Raw genomic sequence first — 19,441 nt, forward strand, 5'->3', positions numbered from 1 at the left:
GTGGGGTCTCCCCATGTGAGAGTAGGTCATCGTCAAGATTCATTTCGCAAAACCCCTATCTGCGCAAGCAGGTAGGGGTTTTGTCTTTTCCGGATCTGGGAATTTGAGGCTGCATAGCGGCCCCAATCAAGGCAGCTTCAGCCCCGAGCCAACTCAGCAAGATGCGCAATCACCTGCTCAGTCTTCAGTACCAATACATCACCTTCAAGCTTATCCAGCACCACTTCAGCAGTGTTGCCGATCAACGCGCCGGAGATACCCGTACGGGCAACGGTGCCGATCACCGTTACCACGGCTTTGTATTTATCCTCGGTGTAAGGAATCAGCACATCTGCCGGCCCTTCAGCAATGTGTAGGCGATCATCAGTGATATCGAACTCAGCTTGAAACGCGCTGCACGCCTCGCGATAGCGTTGTTCGATACTGTCCCGGTTCTGGTACACCGGATCAGCTGCGGAGAGCATGGGGGAGGGGTGGGCACTGATCACGTGCAGTTCGCCCTTGGCCAGGCTGGCGATGCCAAAACCGTGATCGATAATGCTCGCATGCAATAGGCGGTGTTCCTCATCATGATTGCCCACGTCGACTGCTGCCAGAATCACCCCACCGGTCCAGGGTTGCTCGCTCTTGACCATCAGTACCGCGCAAGGGCACTGACGCAGTAGCTTCCAGTCGCTAGGGGTGAGTAATGCTTTCTTCAGGGGGTTATCCGGACGATGCTCCTTGATTACCAGGTCGCAACCCTCGGCTTGCTGGGCCTGGATGATGGCCTCATGTACAACATCGTGCCTGCTTTGCTCAAAGCTAATATTGTCGTAACCGTCTTCCTGCAGTTGGCCCGCCAATACGCTCAGCAGTGCCTGATGGTCGTGCTTTTTGTCGTACATCAGCAGATGCATACGGGCGCCCGTCACCCCGGCAATCAGCTTGGCCCGGGTCAGCGCCCGGCTGTGGGCGTGGTCTGGATCGAGTACAACCAGAATGCTTCTGACCTGTTGCATGAGCATGGACTCCTAGAATGGGTGGCCGATGCCTGACTATAGACGGCGCGCTCACGGTTGCCGTTTGACGTATATCAAGCATAGTCGCTGGCGATCGCCGCTGCCCTCGGTATAATCGCCGACCCTGCCGCTGTTCAGTTGCCGTGAAATTATGTCCCTGATTCCCGAAGTCGAAGCCTTTCTCGGTTGTCGCACCCCTGATGCCTGGATCGAAGCAGCACTGGCCGATCAGGAGACGCTGCTGATCGATCACAAAAACTGTGAATTCAAGGCTGCCAGCACAGCTTTGAGCTTGATTGCCAAGTACAACGCGCACCTCGACCTGATCAACATGATGTCGCGCCTTGCACGTGAGGAACTGGTTCACCACGAGCAGGTACTGCGCCTGATGAAACGTCGGGGCGTACCGCTGCGGCCGGTCCCGGCAGGGCGCTATGCGTCCAGCTTGCGCAAGCTGGTTCGCTCCCACGAGCCGGTCAAGTTGGTCGATACCCTGGTGGTGGGTGCTTTTATCGAAGCGCGCAGCTGCGAGCGCTTTGCCGCACTTGTACCGCACCTGGATGAAGAGTTGGGGACGTTCTACCACGGCTTGCTGAACAGCGAAGCGCGGCATTTTCTCGGCTATCTGAAGCTTGCCAATCAGTATGGCGATCAGGCCGACATCGCGCGCGTAGTGGAGAAGGTGCGCGAGGCTGAAGCAGAGTTGATCTGTTCAACAGATCAGGAATTGCGCTTTCACAGTGGTATACCGCTGGCTCTGGCCGCTTGATCAGCGGCTGAGCCAGCGATCTCGCCCGTATTACGAACGACGGCCCAGCAGCAAGCCGACTACCAGACCGAAGCCTGCAGACACAGCAACGGTCTGCCACGGGTGGCCACCGATATAATCTTGAGTGGCTTCGACCACCGGCTGCGCACGGTCGCGTACCGAGGTGGCAGCCTGACGAGCCTGGCTCAGCTTCTGGCTAATCTGGGCGCGCAGGGTATCGGCCTCTTCGCCAATCAGCGATGCACTTTGCTCGAGCAGACGCTCGGACTCTTCAATCAACGACTGCAGCTCGCTGAAGACCTGGTCCTTGATCTGATCGGTATCGATTTGGGTGGTTTTCCGGGCCATGAACAGCTCCTCGTTTGGTGATGGTTAGAACAATGGATACCTGCGCGGCGGGAAAGTTGCGCAGACGTTCCGGCCGATTGCCGCATCAGTGTAAGATAGCCGGCAAATTTCATGCAGCAGGGTAGATTTTCATGAGTTTCAATCTGGCCAACAGAAGCTTTGAAGAACGGGCGCAGATCGAAGCGGAGAAAGCGCGACTGTTCGAGTATTGGCAGAGCAACCTTGGCAAGGTCAAGGCTGAAGCCGGTCGCTTGATTTCCGAGAAGTCTCGTCGCAAGGGCAAATGGGCCGAGTGGGTCCGCGCCGAGCTAGATGCGATGACGCCTCAGGATTTTGCGATCATGGTCCGTAGCGAGGTCAATAAAATGATGGCCGCCGCCAACGCCAATCGCTGAGCAGGTGCTGCTGTCGTTGGCGGCCCTCAGCCGCTAGACACGTCAGGAAGCATCTGCACACGAATTCGCACTTTTAATACGAACCTGCCACGCCCTAGGCTATCCAACGCCTGAGCGTGGCTTTTTCGTTTTTGGAGGTGGCACATGAAATCTGTCTGGCCAGTCCTTGGCCTTGGTTTGTTGCTGGCGTTACCTGGCAGCGCCGCATTCGCTGATACCAGTGCGCAGGCGGCCAACAATAACCCCTACAACAGCCCGATTCAGCGCGCCAACCCCAATAGCCGGCAGGGCAGTGCGCCTGATACCCCACCCGTGCGCGGGCCCTCTACCCAGCCCATGCCACGTCCACCGACGCTGGACAATCGCGGTATCGGCAACGGTGACAACTTGCGCCGCCAACAACAGACCCCACGCCTCGAACCCAGTCGCCCGCCGCGTGACAGCCAACGCGCGCCGTGAGCTTTTCTGCAAGGAACCCCGCATGACTCCACGATCCTGGTTGACCAGCTTGACCGTTGCAGCGTTGCTGCCCGTATTTGCCCACGCCGCCTCCGAGCAGCAATTTCCCAGTGAAGAGGGTGAGATCACCGTCAGCACAGTAGCCAATGGCCTGCGTAATCCTTGGGGCCTGGCGTTTCTTCCAGGCGGTAAGGACATGCTGGTCACCGAACGCCCTGGCAACCTGCGTCTGGTGACCGCTGAAGGCAAGGTCGGGCCACCCCTGAGCGGCGTCCCCAAGGTCTGGGCGCAAGGGCAGGGCGGCCTGCTCGATGTAGTGCTGTCGCCAGACTTCGACAAGGACCGCACGGTCTACCTGTCGTTCGCCGAAGAAGGCGACGATGACAAGGCCGGTACTGCGGTTGGCCGCGGCCAGCTCTCGGCCGACCGCGCGCGTCTCGACAATTTCACCGTGATATTCCGGCAGATGCCGAAACTGTCTGAAGGCAACCATTTCGGCTCGCGGCTGGTGTTCGACCGTGACGGCTATTTGTTCATCGCACTGGGCGAGAACAACCAACGCGCCACCGCGCAGGACCTGGACAAGCTCCAAGGCAAGGTCGTGCGCATCCTCCCCGATGGTGAAGTACCCAAAGACAATCCCTTCGTTGGCAAATCAGACGTTCGCCCCGAGATCTGGTCGTTTGGCCATCGCAATCAGCAGGGCGCAGCGCTCAATCCGTGGAGCGGCGAGCTCTGGACCAATGAGCACGGGCCGCGCGGTGGTGACGAGATCAACATTCCCCAGGCTGGCAAGAACTACGGTTGGCCGATTGCTACCCATGGCATCAACTACTCGCTGTTGCCGATTCCAGAGGCCAAGGGCAAGCACGTTGACGGCATGGTCGATCCCCATCATGTGTGGGAGAAGTCACCAGGCATCAGCGGCATGGCGTTCTACGACCGTCCTACGTTCAAGGCCTGGGACCACAACCTGTTCATCGGTGCACTGGCCACTCAAGAGCTGATCCGCCTGCAGCTCAAGGGCGATAAGGTGGTGCACGAAGAGCGGCTGCTGGGCGAACTGAAGGCGCGAATTCGTGATGTACGCGTAGGGCCTGACGGCTACCTGTATGTATTGACCGACGCCAAAGACGGCGCGCTGCTGAAAGTTGGCTTGAGCAACGACCAGTAATCGCGATAACAGGTACCATGGCGTTTTCCCAAACGCTCACTGGCACATGGCTATCGATCCGCAAACGCTCTATCAGCAGGCTTTGCAGCAGGACGGCTTCGTTGCCGATCCTGCGCAGGCCAATGCCGTAGCCGCCCTTCAGCGGTGTTTCGAATCCTTGCAGACTGACCAGGCCGGCCCGGGCGTCTACCTATGGGGGCCGGTCGGTCGCGGCAAGACCTGGCTGATGGACCAGTTCCATCGCTGCCTGCAAGTACCTGCAAGGCGCCAGCACTTTCATCACTTCATGGCCTGGGTGCATCAACGGCTGTTCCAGCTCAACGGCACCGCTGATCCGCTGCGAGCATTGGCCAGTGAGCTGGCCGGGCAAATTCGTGTGCTGTGCTTCGATGAGCTGTTCGTCAACGACATCGGCGACGCGATCATCCTTGGCCGGTTGTTCAGCGAGCTGTTCGAGCACGGTGTGGTGATCGTCGCCACCTCCAATCAACCGCCGACTGAGCTGTACCTGGACGGCTTCAATCGTGACCGCTTCCTGCCCGCCATTGAGGCAATGCAGCGGCATATGCAGATTCTGCCGGTCGTCGGCGAACAGGATCACCGGCTGCACCCAGGCCTCGCGCGTCAGCGTTACTGGTGTGTAGCAGACAATGCGACCAGTACCTTCGGCACGCTTTTCGAGCAATTGAGTGCCGGCGACGCTGGTTGTGCCGAGCCGCTGCAATTAGGTTCGCGACAAATCCGCGTGGTGCGCCTCAGTGACCAGGCCATCTGGTGTCACTTCAGCGATCTGTGCGAGCAACCGTTGTCGGCCATCGAGTTCATGGCCTTGTGTGACCGGTTTCCGGCGATCCTCATCGATGCTATCCCTGCGCTAGGCGGCGAGCAGCGCGCCGGGCGCATTGCACGGGGCACCGAAGATGCTGCCGAGCGAGTAGCAGCCGGCGATCGCCAGCTGCCGACGTTGTCAGCCAAAGACGATAGCGTGCGCCGCTTCATCGCTTTGGTCGACGAGTGCTATGACCGCCGCGTTGCCCTCTACCTTGAGGCCGAAGTGCCGTTGGATGCGCTCTACACAAAGGGCTACCTGGCATTCCCGTATCAGCGCACCTTGAGCCGGTTACGGGAAATGCAGTTGCAACGCTTCGGCTAACGGTCGGCTCAGAGCTGGTTCATTTCTGCAGCCAGTCGATCAAGGTCTTGTGGAAGCGCCGCGGTTCTTCGATTTGCGGCGCGTGGCCCATCCCCTCAAAGACGATCAACTCGCCCTGCGGGATCAGCTTGGCCGCCTGCGGTCCCAGCGCCTTGTAGTTGCCCAGCTTCGCCTTGACCTCAGCCGGGGCAATATCGCTGCCAATCGCGGTAGTGTCCTGATCGCCGATCAGCAGCAAGGTCGGCATCTTCAGGTTCTGGAACTCGTGATAAACCGGCTGGGTAAAGATCATGTCGTAGATCAACGCCGAGTTCCATGCCACGCGCTCATGCCCAGGACCCTGATTCAAGCCAACCAGCATCTGCACCCAGCGCTCGTATTCGGGCTTCCAGCGGCCGGCGTAGTAGGTCTTGCGCTCGTAGTTGCGCACGCCCTCGGCGTCCAGCTTGAGCTCACGTTGATACCACTGATCAACCGTTCGGTAAGGCACGCCTAGGGCTTTCCAGTCTTCCAGGCCGATTGGATTGACCATCGCCAGGCGCTCGACCTGCTGCGGGTACATCAGCGCATAGCGGGTGGCAAGCATGCCGCCAGTGGAGTGGCCGAGAATGATCGCCTGCTCGACCCCCAACTGCTCGAGCAGGGCGTGAGTGTTGCTCGCCAGCTGCTGGAAGCTGTATTGGTAATAGGCAGGCTTGCTCGACGTGCAGAAGCCGATTTGGTCCGGCACGATAACCCGGTAGCCGGCTTTGCTGAGGGCGTCGATGCTGCTTTCCCAGGTTGCGCCACAGAAGTTCTTGCCGTGCATCAGCACCACGCTGTGACCGTTGGCCTTGCCTTGGGCAGGGACATCCATATAGCCCATTTGCAAGGCCTGGTCTTGCGAGGTGAAGTCGTAATGCTGGAGCGGGTAGGGGTAGTCGAAGCCTTCGAGTTGCTGCCCATAGGTGGGTGACTCGGCAGCGAACGCCGGGCTGCCGATTAGGCAGGCGAGGGCCAGGGCGGTTGCGCGCAGCATGGGGGCACTCCGTGTAGGACCATGTAGGAAAAAAGCGACTGTAGCAGCCCGACACGCGCAACAAGCGGCAAAGGTGTTACTGGCCGTTAACCCAGCCCAGGGTAATCAGCACTACCACCAGGTAACGCCCACACTTGGCGACTGTCACCAGCAGCAGAAAACGCCAGAATGGCTCGCGCATGATGCCGGCAATCAGCGTCAGAGGATCGCCGACCACCGGCATCCAGCTAAGCAACAGCGACCACTGGCCCCAGCGTTGGTAGCGTTGCTGGGCACGCTCCAGTTGGGCGCCACTGAACGGGAACCAGCGGTGCTCACGGAGCCGTTCCACCGCCCGGCCGAGCAGCCAGTTGACCACCGAGCCCAGCACATTGCCCAGGGTCGCGACCAGCAGCAGGGTCAACCAGGCATGCTGCTCGCGCAGCAGCAACCCGACCAGCACCGCTTCGGACTGCAACGGCAGCAGAGTGGCGGCGCCGAAGGCGCTGAGGAACAACGCCACAAGGCTCATCATCGGCCGCGGCTCAGTAGCTGGCCACCACCTCGTCGTTACCCTCATGGGTCACGCCGATCACCTGGTATGAATCTTTGTGATCGCCCATCTCCATCCCCGGCGAACCCATCGGCATGCCGGGTACTGCCACGCCCTTGAGGTCGTTGCGTTTGGCGAGCAGGCGCACCTGTTCGGCCGGCACATGGCCCTCGACGAACTTGCCATCGATAACGCCGGTATGACAGGAGGCCAGCCGCGGCGCTACGCCGAGGCGTTGTTTCACGGCGCTCATGTTCGGCTCGACGTGGTCATTGACGGTAAAACCGTTATCGCGCAGGTGGCTGATCCACTGCTTGCAGCAGCCACAGTTGGGGTCACGGTAAACGTCGATGGTCTCGGCAGCCTGAGCAAGGCTAGTGAAGGCCAGCAGGCCCAGAGCAATCAGGCGAGTTCGTAGCATGGTCAAATTCCTCGGCAAGGGGCGGCCGCCTGCAGGCGGCAGGCTCGGCGGCAGCTTAACGCAACCGGCGTCAGCCTGCTGCAGGCAGGCCAAAAGCGGCCAGCATGGCGCAACTCACCTGACAGCAAGCTGACGCAGTCATTACAGCGCTGTCAGCCGGCAGGCGCAGCACCGTCCAGATCACGCATCAGCAACGCGTACTCAAGTGGCACCTGCTCAGGGATAGGCAGATACACCACGTGGCCGTCGCCAGGCGCTACCTCGATCTCGCGCTGCTGCCGATCGTGCAGGCGGCTCAGTTCGAAATGGTAGTTGCCGCGGGGTGTCATCAGCTCCAGCTGATCGCCAAGGGCAAAACGGTTCTTGACCTTGACCTCGGCCAGGCCCTCGACCCGCACACCGGTCAGCTCACCGACGAACTGCTGTCGCTCGGACACCGAATTGCCGCGCTGGTAGTTCTGGTATTCATCGTGCACATGGCGGCGCAGGAAGCCTTCGGTGTAGCCACGCTGGGCCAGCGATTCAAGGTTGTCCATCAGGCTGCGATCAAACGGCCGCCCCTGCAGGGCATCGTCGATGGCCTGGCGGTAGGACTGCACCGCGCGAGCGCAGTAGAAATGCGATTTGGTCCGGCCTTCGATTTTCAGCGAATGCACACCCATGCGCGTCAGCCGCTCGACGTGTTGTACGGCGCGCAGGTCCTTGGCGTTCATGATGTATGTGCCGTGTTCGTCCTCGAACGCCGGCAGCGCTTCACCGGGCCGATTGGCCTCTTCAAGCAGGAACACCTGCTCGGTCGGGGCGCCCAGGCCAAGAGTCGGTTGCACTTCATGGACGATGTCGCCGCTGACGTTCTCCACCGCTGCAGTGGCCTGATACTTCCAGCGGCAGGCATTGGTGCAGCTGCCCTGATTGGCGTCGCGCTTGTTCAGGTAGCCCGACAGCAGGCAGCGCCCTGAGTAGGCCATGCACAGGGCGCCGTGGACAAACACCTCCAGCTGCATAGCGGGTACCTGCCGGCGGATCTCCTCGATCTCTTCCAGCGACAACTCGCGCGAGAGGATGATTCGGCTCAGGCCAAGCTGCTGCCAGAAGCGCACGCTCGCCCAGTTGACCGTGTTGGCCTGCACCGACAGGTGCACCGGCATCTGTGGGAAGTGCTCGCGCACCAGCATGATCAGGCCCGGGTCAGACATGATCAGCGCATCGGGCGCCATCGCGATCACCGGAGCAAGGTCCTTGAGGAAGGTCTTCAGCTTGGCGTTGTGCGGGGCGATGTTGATCACCACGTAGAACTGCTTGCCCAAAGCGTGCGCTTCGTTGATGCCCAAGGCCAGGTTGGCATGGTCGAATTCGTTGTTGCGCACCCGCAGGCTGTAGCGCGGCTGGCCGGCATACACCGCGTCGGCGCCGTAGGCAAAGGCGTAGCGCATGCTTTTCAGCGTGCCGGCAGGGGCGAGCAATTCAGGCTTGGCGAGAGAGGTCATGGGCGCACCGGAGCAAAGGGCGCGGATGGTAGTGGCTGGCCAATTCAGGCGCATTGATCTGGATCAACCCTCACAGGGCACTTTTTCCGATCTCTGCTGCACTAAAGGTCTGAATCCCCGAGGAATACTCATGAACCAAACCGCACTACAGAACAGGGCACTGGCCGTGCTGCTGACCGCCGTCACCATTGCCTTCGTCTGGATCATGCTGCCGTATTACGGCGCGATATTCTGGGCGGTGATCCTGGGCATCCTGTTTGCCCCTTTGCAGCGCAACCTGTTGATCCGTTTCAACCGCCGGCGCAACCTCGCCGCCGGTGTCTCGTTGCTGATCTGTCTGCTGATCGCCATCTTGCCGGTGATCTTCACCAGTGCGCTGTTGGTACAGGAGGGCGCCTCGCTGTATCAACGCATCGAGAGCGGCCAATTGGACATCGCCGGTTACGTTGAGCAAGGCAAGAACATGCTGCCAGCGTTCGCGCAGCACGGCCTTGACCAGATGGGCATGGGTAACCTCGATGGCTTGCGCGACAAGATCAGCAAGTGGGCCGGGCAAGCCAGCCAGATTCTGGCCAGTCAGGCGTTCAGCTTTGGCCAAGGCACGTTCGATTTCCTTGTCAGCTTCGGCATCATGCTCTACATCCTGTTCTTCTTCTTGCGTGAAGGGCCGGAGTTGGCGCGCAAAGTGCGCCTGGCGGTACCGCTGCCCGAGGATCAAAAGCGCCGCCTGCAACTGAAGTTCAACCGCGTGGTGCGTGCCACGGTCAAGGGCAACCTGTTGGTGGCGATCACTCAGGGTGCGCTGGGCGGGGTGATCTTCTGGATTCTGGATATCCCCAGTGCGTTGATCTGGGCAGTGCTGATGGCGTTTCTGTCGTTGCTGCCAGCAGTTGGCGCGGGGATCGTCTGGGCACCGGTTGCGGCCTACTTCATTCTGACCGGGGCAACCTGGCAGGGTGTGGTGCTGACGGCCTTTGGTGTGTTGGTGATCGGTATGGTCGACAACGTGTTGCGGCCGATCCTGGTCGGGCGCGACACGCGCATGCCCGACTACCTGATCCTGGTATCGACCCTGGGCGGCCTGGCGGTATTCGGCCTCAACGGCTTCGTGATCGGGCCGTTGATCGCTGCGTTGTTCATTTCCAGCTGGACCATCTTTACCGAAACCAAGCCGCAAGTGCAGTTGCCCTGAATCTGTTTTACTTCAGGCTGTAGGACACACCTGCATACACGCCGAATCCTTCCCCGGGCGTCGCCCGGGGTTGGTCGCTGCCTTGATCGTCATAGCCCGGGGTGACGCTGGCGCTGTAACGTTTGTTGGTCAGGTTGCGCAGGTCGAGCCAGGTTTGCCAGTCTTGTTGCGGTGAGTCCCAACCCAGTCGCGCACCGAACTGGGCATAGGCATCGGCGTGGTTGCTGTTGGCATAGTCGACCTGCACCTTGGACGCCATCTGTGTATTGACGCCGACATGGAAGCCGCTCGGCCAGTCATAGCGCAGCTCGGCCTGGTAGTAGTGCACGGGCAGGCCAGGCAGGCGGTTGTCGCCAAAGCGCTGGTCATCGCGGTAGTGAAAATCGCTGAAGGTATAGGCTTGGCGCAGGCTCAGCTTGCCGCTGCCTGATTGTTCCCAGAGGGTGCTGTCCAGGCTGGCTTCGACCCCTTCATGGACCGTTGCGCTGGCATTGAACTCCTTGGCAGGCAAGCCTTGTACGAGTTCAACCGCCAGCAGCTCATGGCGAACCTGAGCGTAATACCAGGCCAGATCCCAGCGGCCGACGGCCGAGTCGCCTCGCGCGCCAAGCTCGAGCGTGGTCGCCGTCTGGTTTTGCATCTTGATTGGCTGGGTCGCAACCGTAGAACTCCAGATCAGCGACCATGGGTGCGGCGGTTCGACCGAACGGCTGAGGTTGCCGTACAGCTGCAAGTTCGGCTGCCAGTCGTAGCGCAGGCCGATCCGCGGGGCGTAGTCCCAATCGTGCTGGCTGACCTTGCCGCCACTGGCGGGATAGCTGACGTCGCTCTCACGGCGGGTGTAGATCATGGCCAGGCCGGTGGTCAGCCACAGGTCTGGGATCAGCTCCAGTTCATTACCGACGTGCAACACGGTATCCGAACCCTGATAACTGAAGTCGCGGCTGCGGGCGCCGAAATTATCGCCATTGGTGCGGGCAAACTGCGACGCACCGCTGTTAGGCAGGTGCTTGGTGGTACGCCAACCCACGGTGGTCTTGCTCTCGTGGCCCAGCAACGTGTCGCGGCGCAGGTAGTTCAGGGTGCCGCTGACATCGGTGTAGGCCACCTTCAGGCGCATTGGCCCTTCGCGCAGGTCCATCGGGAAATCGTGGTAGACCAACCCAGCTTCAACGCGGGCATCGTCCTCAAGGTAGAAGGTAGTCTTGTTGGCCACCCAGGTGCTGCCCGGCTGCGGGCGGCTGTCGTCACGGGCCAGGTAGGCGGCGTTGGCGGCCCGTGGGTCGTGCTTGATCTGCTCCTTGGTCAGGCGCCCGGCCAGTTCGTTCTCGGTTTCCCGGTAGCGCAGGTAGAAGCGCGTTTCCAGATTCGGGTTGAAGCGATAGCCTACGTTGGCAGCAAAGCCCTTGGCGCTGCCACTGCTGTGCTCCTGGTAACCGTCGTATTCCGAGTCGGTCAGGGCCACGTAGTAGTCGAGCTTGCCCAGTACCTGGCCGGAACTGATCTGGCGATGGGCGTAGCCGCGGCTGCCGGCCTCATAGCGCACCTGCAGGCGATCTGCATCGTAACCGGTGTGGGTCACGTAGTTGATCGCGCCACCGAGCGTGAGCGCGCCCTGATCAAAACCGTTAGCGCCCCGCAGCACCTCTGCGCGGCTCAGCCACAGCGGCTCGAGCAGCTCGTAAGGCGTGCCGCCGGGGCCAGTCAGCGGCAAACCGTCGAACATCGTGTAGACCCCTGAGCCGTGCGCACCCGGCGCACGGTTGATACCCGAGCCGCGGATCGACAGTTTGATGCCCTCATTACCCGCCGACTGGGCAAACACACCCGGTTGATAGGCAAGTACGTCCTGGTTGCTGGCCAACCGCCCTTGTGCCACCTGCTGCATGTCTACCAGATTGGTAGCGCCCGGGACGTGACGCAGGCGCTCGTCGGCCGCCTCCAACTGGCTTTGCGGCTGATCATTGATCAGCAGTTGATCCAGTTCTACGGGAGCGCTGGCCAGCACCGGGCAGCTGGCCGTACTGATCAGCAGGCCTAAGGCGCGAGAGGGTGGAACACAACGCATCGAACGACTCCAATGGCAGGGGCTTACAGGGCAAAGGAGGTCAGACGTACGAGATGTCGCTCGAAGCACGTCCGATTCTTAAGCGGGCAAGTGTATGAAGTTAGAACGTTGTTGTAGGCGATCGCTTTACAACTGCCGGTACTGGAGCGATCGATCCGCGAGTTCGTAAGGTGGTGTCTTACCCCTCTGCTCTGAGGGCCGTATTCGAATCTGCGGAGAACCAGCCATGAACGCCGTCACCCCACCGATTGATGCTCCGGGCAATAACCCGCCCATTTACCTGACGCCGCGCGAGCGGGAAGTACTGTTGTGGTGCGCCTATGGCAAGACCTCATGGGAAATCGGCCAGATCATTGGCTGCAAGGAGGTCACCGTAAATTTTCATGTCGGCAACATTCTCAGCAAGTTCGCCGTGACCACTCGGGTAATGGCGGTGATCAAGGCCATCCGCTACGGCATGCTGCAAGAATAATGAGGAGGCACGACCATGGACGCCGAGCTTCAATCGCCTGACCCAGCCCCGCCTTTGTACTATCTGGCACGCCACGACCGGTTCTGGCCGCGCATCGAGCTGTCGAGTTTGCGCCAACGCTTGGCGATACCCGCGTACATCAGCGATACCCATCTGCAACTTGCCGGTCAACAGGCCTTGGCGATCGCCGCAGGAGAGTTCGCCAGCTGGCGCCGGCGTTTACGTGCACTGGGCTACACGCAACTCACCGACCTTTGCCGACATGTGCACGGTCGCCGCCTGTGCAGCTGCTATCAGCGTCTGGTCGAGCACTGTACGTTGCGCGCCTTGGGTGGCCGGTCAGCCTTGAAGGGAGCTGCCCATGAATGAGCTTGCCCAGGAAATGCTGCGTAATTGGGCGCAGATTGAGGGTGACCTGGCCAATTTCGACGGCCAGGCCCTGGCTGGCGCGATACTCGGCGCCTGGCTAGTTAGTTCGTCGAAGGGCAAGGCCTGGGTGACGATAAGGACGAGGCGCAAGTTGAGCCTGCAACAACGCCTGCTTACCCTGTTGCTGTCAGCGGGCGTGGGCTACCTATTCATGCCCCTGCTGTTGTCACTGGTGCCTTTCGTCTCCACAGGCGTTGCGGCTTTTGTCGCTGCGGTGGTCGTGATTCCGATCAGTGTCAAGGTGATGCTCTGGCTGGAGAACGCTGATCTCAAGGAAATCGTCCAGCGCTGGCGCCGTGGATCGTGATTGTCAGGCCGAATGCACAGCGGCGCTCAGTTGCTCGAGGCGCCGCTCCAGTTCCTGCAGGCGCAGTCGGTCCACGATTTGAATACGCAAGGCTTGCAGGTCGGCAGGCGCCAGCCCCTGCACCAGATCAAGCAGCTCTTGCGCCGCGTTTGCTGGCCCTGCCTGGGCTGTCCGTGCCGGGCTGCCAATGCCAAGCAGCAACCAGTCCAGTGACACGCTGTGGCGGTTGGCAGCTTCTATGCAAAACGCGTAGGGAATGCTCTCGCGCACCTTCCAGCTGCTCAGGGTCTGCGGACTGACGCCCAGCTCTTTTGCAAGTGCGGAATCACTGCTGGTGCCGGTTAACTCCTTTAACCGGTGCAACACCGAAACTAGAGAGGTATTACTCATTATGAATATCCCTGATAAGTTCTGATAAGATCGATGGCACGGATGTACTCAATATGAATAATCTGGATGGATCCTTACCCGCACCGCATGGTACGTAATTATGATAGTGATGAATATTCTGATAGCGCGCGGGAACAACTTGCCCAGCTGTTGTCGGAGCGACTTACAGACTGCCGGTTTTCAGGTGTTCTTGCTGCCGACACGTTGTTCCCTACGACAGACCCACCTGATTGGAGGAGGGCGCGGTGAGTAGTTACAAACTGGTGTGCCCGCATTGCAGCAGCCGGATGCGCATCCGCACCAGCGAAGGGCGGCATGTGTTTCTCAGGGTCGCTTACCTGCAGTGCATCAATGAAGCCTGTGGCTGGTCTGTGCGTGCCGAGTTCGAAATGACCCACGAACTGTCGCCCAGTGGCATGCCCAATCCGGATGTCCAGTTGCCCAGCGCCAACCGCGAGCTGCGCCACGCTGCTCGTAACCCTGACCCGCCAAGGAAACCCGAGCCTGAACCCAGGCAGGGCGCGCGTACGTCGATCTGATCGAAGTGAGCCTGTTGCCCATAAAAAAACACCCCGCAGATGCGGGGTGTTTTATCTTGCCGGATGATCAGCCGATCAGTTGCAGGCCGGCCTGCTGGACCATCTCCAGCAGCGGCTGCGGGTATACACCGAGGACAAAGGCGAGCAGGGCAATTGCCAGCAGCATCACGCCACCGGTCTGCTGCTCCCACTTCAGCGGCGCGTCGTGGCGACGCAGGTTCGGCTCGACCAGGTACAGGGTGACCATGACGCGCAGGTAGTAGTAAACGCCGATGGCGCTACCAATCACCAGTGCACCGACCAACCACCACAGTTGCGACTCGACGCCAGTGGCGATGATGTAGAACTTGCCGATGAAGCCTGCGGTCAGCGGTATACCCGCCAGCGAAAGCATCATCACGGTCATCACCGCAGTCAGGTACGGACGACGCCAGAACAGGCCGCGGTACTCGTACAGGGCGTCGGCGTCACGGCCGGCGTATGGCGACGACATCAGCGTGATCACGCCAAACGCGCCAAGGCTGGTGATCACATAGGTGACCAGGTAAACACCCATGGCTTCCATGGCCAGGCCTTTGCTGGCGATCAAGGCGATCAACAGGTAGCCGAAGTGGGCGATGGACGAGTAACCGAGCAGACGCTTGAGGTTGCTCTGGGTCAGCGCCAACAGGTTACCGATCAGGATCGAAGCTACGGCGATTACCGCCAGCACGGTGCTCAGTACACCGCTGCTGGCAGCAGGCGAGATCATGTACAGACGCATCAGCACCGCGAACACGGCAACCTTGCTGGCGGTGGCCAGGAACGCTGCGACCGGCGCCGGGGCGCCTTCGTAGACGTCCGGGGTCCACAGGTGGAACGGTACCAGCGACAGCTTGAAGGCCAGACCGACCAGCATCATGCCCAGGCCCATCTGAGCCAGCAGGCTTGGCATGTTGGTGCTGGCCAGCGCCTTGGCGATACCGTCGAAGCTTAGGGTGCCTGCATCGGCATACAGCAGCGCCATACCGAACAGCAGGAACGCCGAACCTGCAGCCGACAGCACCATGTACTTGATACCGGCTTCCAGCGATCGCTTGTTGAAGAACGCGTACGCCACCAGCCCGTAGACCGGCACCGAAAGCAGCTCCAGACCGATGAACAGCCCCGCCAGGTGGTTGGCGCTGACCAGTACCAGGCCGCCCAGTGCCGACATGAGCAGCAGCAGGTAGAGCTCTTCGCGGTTACCCGGGTAGCCTTTGGAACCTTCGCCCAGATAAGCATGGGCCAGGGTTACGCAGGCCAGCGTAGCGACCAGCATGATCGCCATGTACAGGCAGGCGAACTTGTCGATGGTGATCAACGGGGTGATCGCCAGCGGCGCGACTTTCAGTGCTGGCAGGATCGACAGCAGTGCAGCGTTGAGACCGATGGTCGACAGCAGGAAGGTCTGCGAGTGGTTGCGCTTCCAGGCGATCGCCAGCATCACCACAACCGTGGTGAGGGTGGTGATCAGCATCGGCGCCAATGCAATGAAGTGTTGAGTGGTGAATTCCATAGCGCTCTTACCGTGCCGAAGCGAGTTGAGTGAATGCGGAACCGAGCCACTGCTGCACGCCACTCATGGTGGCGGCAGAGGTGTCGAGGAACGGCTGCGGGTAGACGCCGAGCACGATCAGCAACACGGCCAGGCCCAGCACCATGATCAGCTCGCGGCCGTCCATGCCAGCAAGCACAGTCTCGGACTTGCTTGGGCCGAAGTAGGCGCGGTGGATCATGATTAGCGAGTAGACCGAACCGAACACCAGGCCAGTGGTGGCAATCACGGTGAACCACGGCACGTGGGCGAAGCTGCCGATCAGGATCAGGAACTCGCCGACGAAGTTGCCGGTGCCCGGCAAGCCCAGCGAAGCAGCTGCAAAGAACAGGCTGATGGCCGGCAAGTAGGCGATACGGTGCCACAGACCGCCCATTTCACGCATGTCACGGGTATGCAGGCGCTCGTACAACTGGCCGCTGAGGATGAACAGCGCGGCAGCCGAAACACCGTGTGCCAGCATCTGGATCACCGCGCCTTGCAGGGCTTGCTGGCTGCCGGAGTAGATGCCGATCAGCACGAAGCCCATGTGCGAGACGCTGGAGAAGGCGATCAAGCGCTTGATGTCGGTCTGCGCGAAGGCCAGGAAGGCCCCGTAGAAGATACCGATCAAGCCCAGGGTCATGGCGATCGGGGCAAACTCGGCCGACGCGTTCGGGAACAGCGGCAGAGCAAAGCGCAGCAGGCCATAGGCAGCGGTTTTCAGCAGGATACCGGCGAGGTCGACGGAACCGGCAGTCGGCGCCTGGGCGTGAGCATCAGGCAACCACGAGTGGAACGGCACTACCGGCAGCTTTACCGCGAAGGCAATGAAGAAGCCCAGCATCAGCAGGTACTCGGTACCGGCCGGCAGGTCGGCCTTGAGCAGGTCGCTGTAGTTGAAGGTGATGACGCCAGTGTTGCCGTAGTTGACCAGTACCAGGGCGAGAATCGCCACCAGCATGATCAGACCACTGGCCTGGGTGAAGATGAAGAACTTGGTCGCCGCGTAGATCCGGGTCTTCTTGCCATCCGCCGAGCTGTGACCCCAGAGCGCGATGAGGAAGTACATCGGCACCAGCATCATTTCCCAGAAGAAGAAGAACAGGAACAGGTCCAGTGCCAGGAACACACCGACCACGCCGCCCAGAATCCACATCAGGTTGAGGTGGAAGAAGCCGACGTGGCGCTGGATCTCTTTCCACGAGCACAGCACCGAAAGCACACCGAGCAGGCCGGTGAGCAGGATCATCAGCAGCGACAGGCCATCCAGCGCCAGGTGGATGCTGATGCCGAAGCGCTTGATCCATTCGACTTTGTATTCGAAGGCCCAGGCAGGTTCGGCGCCCGGAGCAGGGGCCAGGGTGTAGTCACCGTTGGCCCACAGCCAGAGGCCGATACCGAGCAACAGGGACATGGTCAGCAGTGCAATCCAGCGCGGCAGGGTAGAGCCGAAGCGCTCACCCAGCCAGCACAGGAAGCCGCCGATGAAGGGAATCAGGATCAGCCAAGGCAAAATCATGACGGGTTCGTTTCCTTTGGCAAAGTCGCAAGGTTCGCAAGTGTGAAAGTCATACCGCAGCCACCAGCACGGCGCCGAGTACGAGTACTGCACCTACGGCGATCGAAGCGGTGTACCAGCGCAGCTGGCCGGTCTCGGTCTTACTCATGGCGACATGACCGCCACGTGCCAGCCGAGGAATCAGGCCGATGCCGCGATCTACCGGGTCCTTGCGCAGCAAGTGGCAGATCAGCAGGTAAGGTTTGACGAACAGCTTGTCGTAGATCCAGTCAAAGCCCCAGGCGGCGAACCACCAGGCCGTGAGCAGGCGACCGATGCCGCTGTTGGCGATGGCCGTGACCAGGCGACGCTTGCCCAGGAACAGCATGGCCGCCAGCAGGATACCGGCGATGGCAATGGCGCCCGAGGCGATTTCCAGGCTGTGCTTGGCTTCGCCACCGGCATGGCCGACGCTCTGCGGCAGCACACCCGCCAGTGGTGGATGGATCCAGGCACCGACAAAGGTCGACAGCACGATCAGCGTGCCCAGTGGCAGCCAGTGGGAAATCCCATGGCCAGCATGAGCTTCGGTCTTGGCTTCGCCATGGAAGGCAATGAAGATCAGGCGGAAGGTGTACAGCGAGGTCATGAACGCGCCGAGCAGGCCAGCGTAGAGCAGGCCGCTGTTGCCGCTGGCGAACGCTTCCCAGAGGATCTCGTCCTTGGAGTAGAAGCCTGCGGTCAGGATCGGCAGGGCAGCCAGCGCCGCACCACCGACCACGAAGCTGGCGTAGGCCAGTGGCAGTTTCTTCCACAGACCGCCCATCTTGAAGATGTTCTGCTCGTGGTGGCAGGCAACGATCACCGCACCGGAGGCAAGGAACAGCAGCGCCTTGAAGAAGGCGTGGGTCATCAGGTGGAAGATCGCGCCTTCCCAGGCACCAACGCCCAGGGCCAGGAACATGTAGCCGATCTGGCTCATGGTCGAGTAGGCGAGGATGCGCTTGATGTCGGTCTGCACCAGCGCGGCAAAACCGGCCAGTACCAGGGTCACACCGCCAACGATACCGACCAGGTGGAGGATATCCGGCGCCAGGGCGAACAAGCCGTGGGTACGCGCGATCAGGTAGACGCCAGCCGTGACCATGGTCGCGGCGTGGATCAGTGCCGAAACCGGCGTCGGGCCAGCCATGGCGTCAGCCAACCAGGTCTGCAACGGCAGCTGCGCCGATTTACCAACCGCACCGCCGAGCAACATCAGCGTTGCCAGTACCATCCAGGTATCACCAGCCTGGAACTTCTGCGGTGCCAGCACCAGCAGTTCCTGCACATTCAAGGTACCCAGCTGGGCGAACAGAATGAACATGCCGATGGCCATGAACACGTCGCCGATACGGGTCACGACAAAGGCCTTGAGGGCGGCGTTACCGTTGTTGCGGTTGCTGTAGTAGAAACCGATCAACAGGTACGAGCACAGGCCCACGCCTTCCCAGCCGAAGTAGATGAACAGCAGGTTATCGCCCAGGATCAGGAACAGCATGCTGGCGATGAACAGGTTGGTGTACGAGAAGAAGCGCGAGTAGCCGGCTTCGCCACGCATGTACCAGGAGGCGAACAGGTGGATCAGGAAGCCGACACCGGTGACCACGCCAAGCATGGTCACCGACAGGCCGTCCAGGTAGAGGGTGAAGCTCGGCGCAAAGCCATCCACCGACATCCACTGCCAGAGCAGTTGGCTGTAGGCGCCGCCCTCAGGCGGGGCAACGTTGAATTGCCAGATGACATAGGCCGAGACAGCAGCCGAAAGGCCGATCGAGCCAACGCCGATCAGCGCCGAGAGGTTCTCCGAGAACCGCCCGCGCGAGAACGACAGCAGCAGGAAGCCCAGCAACGGGAAGACGAAAGTCAGGAAGAGAAGGTTCATCCGCGCATCTCACTGGCAGCATCGATGTCGAGAGTGTGGAAGCGGCGATACAGCTGCAGCAGGATCGCCAGGCCAATGCTGGCCTCGGCGGCTGCCAGGCTGATCACCAGAATGAACATGACCTGGCCGTCGGGTTGTACCCAACGCGCGCCGGCGACGATAAACGCCAGCGCACAAGCGTTCATCATGACTTCCAGGCTCATGAGCACGAAGAGAATGTTGCGGCGGACCATCAGGCCAACCAGACCAAGGCAGAACAGAATGCCGGCGACTGCCAGGCCGTGTTCCATCGGGATAGCACCCATGA

Annotated in this window: 22 protein-coding genes; 10 read left to right on the plus strand and 12 right to left on the minus strand. The window is 60.7% G+C overall.

Annotation, left to right across the window (positions count from 1 at the left end; translation table 11 throughout):
* Positions 1-137: 137 nt before the first annotated feature.
* Complete coding sequence (locus tag IDM28_RS08265) at positions 138-1,001, minus strand: universal stress protein (protein ID WP_188035692.1); 864 nt, start codon at positions 999-1,001, stop codon at positions 138-140.
* Between the two features lie 151 nt (positions 1,002-1,152).
* On the opposite strand from IDM28_RS08265, the gene IDM28_RS08270 reads away from it, so the two are divergent.
* The gene (locus IDM28_RS08270) at positions 1,153-1,770 is read left to right on the plus strand and encodes a tRNA-(ms[2]io[6]A)-hydroxylase (protein ID WP_101318338.1); all 618 of its coding nucleotides are present in this window, start codon (positions 1,153-1,155) and stop codon (positions 1,768-1,770) included.
* Positions 1,771-1,800: 30 nt separating this feature from the next.
* Here the strand turns inward: IDM28_RS08270 and IDM28_RS08275 are convergent, their stop codons facing one another.
* Positions 1,801-2,118, minus strand: a complete 318-nt coding sequence (locus IDM28_RS08275) for a YqjD family protein (protein ID WP_101318340.1) — start codon at positions 2,116-2,118, stop codon at positions 1,801-1,803.
* A gap of 131 nt (positions 2,119-2,249) precedes the next feature.
* Between IDM28_RS08275 and IDM28_RS08280 the strand changes: the two genes are divergently transcribed.
* The 4 genes from IDM28_RS08280 to zapE all read left to right on the plus strand — a co-directional run bounded on the left by IDM28_RS08280 (position 2,250) and on the right by zapE (position 5,299).
* On the plus strand, positions 2,250-2,513 hold the full coding sequence (locus IDM28_RS08280; RefSeq protein WP_101318342.1) for a hypothetical protein: 264 nt from the start codon (positions 2,250-2,252) through the stop codon (positions 2,511-2,513).
* Positions 2,514-2,657: 144 nt separating this feature from the next.
* The gene (locus IDM28_RS08285) at positions 2,658-2,972 is read left to right on the plus strand and encodes a hypothetical protein (RefSeq protein WP_188035693.1); all 315 of its coding nucleotides are present in this window, start codon (positions 2,658-2,660) and stop codon (positions 2,970-2,972) included.
* Positions 2,973-2,994: 22 nt separating this feature from the next.
* Positions 2,995-4,146, plus strand: coding sequence for a PQQ-dependent sugar dehydrogenase (locus IDM28_RS08290; protein WP_150571312.1), 1,152 nt, complete (start codon positions 2,995-2,997; stop codon positions 4,144-4,146).
* A 46-nt stretch (positions 4,147-4,192) separates the two neighbouring features.
* On the plus strand, positions 4,193-5,299 hold the full coding sequence (zapE, locus tag IDM28_RS08295) for a cell division protein ZapE (RefSeq protein ID WP_188035694.1): 1,107 nt from the start codon (positions 4,193-4,195) through the stop codon (positions 5,297-5,299).
* A 19-nt stretch (positions 5,300-5,318) separates the two neighbouring features.
* Here zapE and IDM28_RS08300 read toward each other — a convergent pair whose 3' ends face one another.
* The 4 genes from IDM28_RS08300 to yegQ form a co-directional block, all read right to left on the minus strand.
* A complete protein-coding gene (locus tag IDM28_RS08300) occupies positions 5,319-6,317 on the minus strand; it encodes an alpha/beta fold hydrolase (RefSeq protein WP_150571310.1) in 999 nt (332 codons plus the stop codon).
* A 76-nt stretch (positions 6,318-6,393) separates the two neighbouring features.
* Positions 6,394-6,831 carry a YqaA family protein gene (locus IDM28_RS08305; RefSeq protein ID WP_188035695.1) on the minus strand — a complete coding sequence of 146 codons (438 nt, stop codon included), beginning with the start codon at positions 6,829-6,831 and terminating at the stop codon, positions 6,394-6,396.
* 10 nt (positions 6,832-6,841) lie between these two features.
* Positions 6,842-7,270: a DUF411 domain-containing protein gene (locus IDM28_RS08310; protein WP_150572838.1), complete on the minus strand. Its 429-nt coding sequence runs from the start codon at positions 7,268-7,270 to the stop codon at positions 6,842-6,844.
* 152 nt (positions 7,271-7,422) lie between these two features.
* Positions 7,423-8,757: a tRNA 5-hydroxyuridine modification protein YegQ gene (gene yegQ / locus IDM28_RS08315; RefSeq protein WP_188035696.1), complete on the minus strand. Its 1,335-nt coding sequence runs from the start codon at positions 8,755-8,757 to the stop codon at positions 7,423-7,425.
* A 130-nt stretch (positions 8,758-8,887) separates the two neighbouring features.
* Here yegQ and IDM28_RS08320 point away from each other — a divergent pair, with 130 nt between their 5' ends.
* Positions 8,888-9,949, plus strand: coding sequence for an AI-2E family transporter (locus IDM28_RS08320; RefSeq protein ID WP_150571306.1), 1,062 nt, complete (start codon positions 8,888-8,890; stop codon positions 9,947-9,949).
* A 7-nt stretch (positions 9,950-9,956) separates the two neighbouring features.
* On the opposite strand, the gene IDM28_RS08325 is transcribed toward IDM28_RS08320, so the two are convergent.
* The gene (locus IDM28_RS08325) at positions 9,957-12,017 is read right to left on the minus strand and encodes a TonB-dependent receptor family protein (RefSeq protein WP_188035697.1); all 2,061 of its coding nucleotides are present in this window, start codon (positions 12,015-12,017) and stop codon (positions 9,957-9,959) included.
* Between the two features lie 226 nt (positions 12,018-12,243).
* Between IDM28_RS08325 and IDM28_RS08330 the strand changes: the two genes are divergently transcribed.
* From IDM28_RS08330 to IDM28_RS08340, 3 genes are read left to right on the plus strand one after another with little or no spacing between them, the layout of a single operon-like run.
* Entirely contained in the window at positions 12,244-12,489 is a 246-nt protein-coding gene (locus tag IDM28_RS08330; protein ID WP_101318363.1) for a helix-turn-helix domain-containing protein, read from the plus strand.
* Between the two features lie 15 nt (positions 12,490-12,504).
* A complete protein-coding gene (locus tag IDM28_RS08335) occupies positions 12,505-12,858 on the plus strand; it encodes a head completion/stabilization protein (RefSeq protein WP_188035698.1) in 354 nt (117 codons plus the stop codon).
* On the plus strand, positions 12,851-13,225 hold the full coding sequence (locus IDM28_RS08340) for a hypothetical protein (protein ID WP_224785543.1): 375 nt from the start codon (positions 12,851-12,853) through the stop codon (positions 13,223-13,225). The genes IDM28_RS08335 and IDM28_RS08340 overlap by 8 nt, the downstream gene beginning before the upstream one ends.
* Before the next feature lie 3 nt (positions 13,226-13,228).
* Here IDM28_RS08340 and IDM28_RS08345 read toward each other — a convergent pair whose 3' ends face one another.
* Positions 13,229-13,615 (minus strand): helix-turn-helix domain-containing protein, encoded by a 387-nt coding sequence (locus IDM28_RS08345; RefSeq protein ID WP_150571304.1) that lies wholly within the window; start codon positions 13,613-13,615, stop codon positions 13,229-13,231.
* A gap of 245 nt (positions 13,616-13,860) precedes the next feature.
* On the opposite strand from IDM28_RS08345, the gene IDM28_RS08350 reads away from it, so the two are divergent.
* Positions 13,861-14,154, plus strand: coding sequence for an ogr/Delta-like zinc finger family protein (locus tag IDM28_RS08350; protein WP_224785544.1), 294 nt, complete (start codon positions 13,861-13,863; stop codon positions 14,152-14,154).
* 67 nt (positions 14,155-14,221) lie between these two features.
* Here the strand turns inward: IDM28_RS08350 and nuoN are convergent, their stop codons facing one another.
* From nuoN to nuoK, 4 genes are read right to left on the minus strand one after another with little or no spacing between them, the layout of a single operon-like run.
* Complete coding sequence (gene nuoN, locus IDM28_RS08355; protein ID WP_101318369.1) at positions 14,222-15,691, minus strand: NADH-quinone oxidoreductase subunit NuoN; 1,470 nt, start codon at positions 15,689-15,691, stop codon at positions 14,222-14,224.
* A gap of 7 nt (positions 15,692-15,698) precedes the next feature.
* Positions 15,699-17,231, minus strand: a complete 1,533-nt coding sequence (nuoM, locus tag IDM28_RS08360) for an NADH-quinone oxidoreductase subunit M (RefSeq protein ID WP_101318371.1) — start codon at positions 17,229-17,231, stop codon at positions 15,699-15,701.
* Between the two features lie 49 nt (positions 17,232-17,280).
* Positions 17,281-19,134, minus strand: coding sequence for an NADH-quinone oxidoreductase subunit L (gene nuoL, locus IDM28_RS08365; RefSeq protein WP_101318373.1), 1,854 nt, complete (start codon positions 19,132-19,134; stop codon positions 17,281-17,283).
* Positions 19,131-19,439: an NADH-quinone oxidoreductase subunit NuoK gene (nuoK, locus tag IDM28_RS08370; RefSeq protein ID WP_103436825.1), complete on the minus strand. Its 309-nt coding sequence runs from the start codon at positions 19,437-19,439 to the stop codon at positions 19,131-19,133. Before nuoK ends, nuoL begins: the two co-directional genes overlap by 4 nt.
* Positions 19,440-19,441: the final 2 nt, after the last annotated feature.

The organism is Pseudomonas sp. EZ-C24 (assembly GCF_014525325.1).
In the GTDB taxonomy this organism is placed as follows: Bacteria; Pseudomonadota; Gammaproteobacteria; order Pseudomonadales; family Pseudomonadaceae; genus Aquipseudomonas; species Aquipseudomonas shirazensis.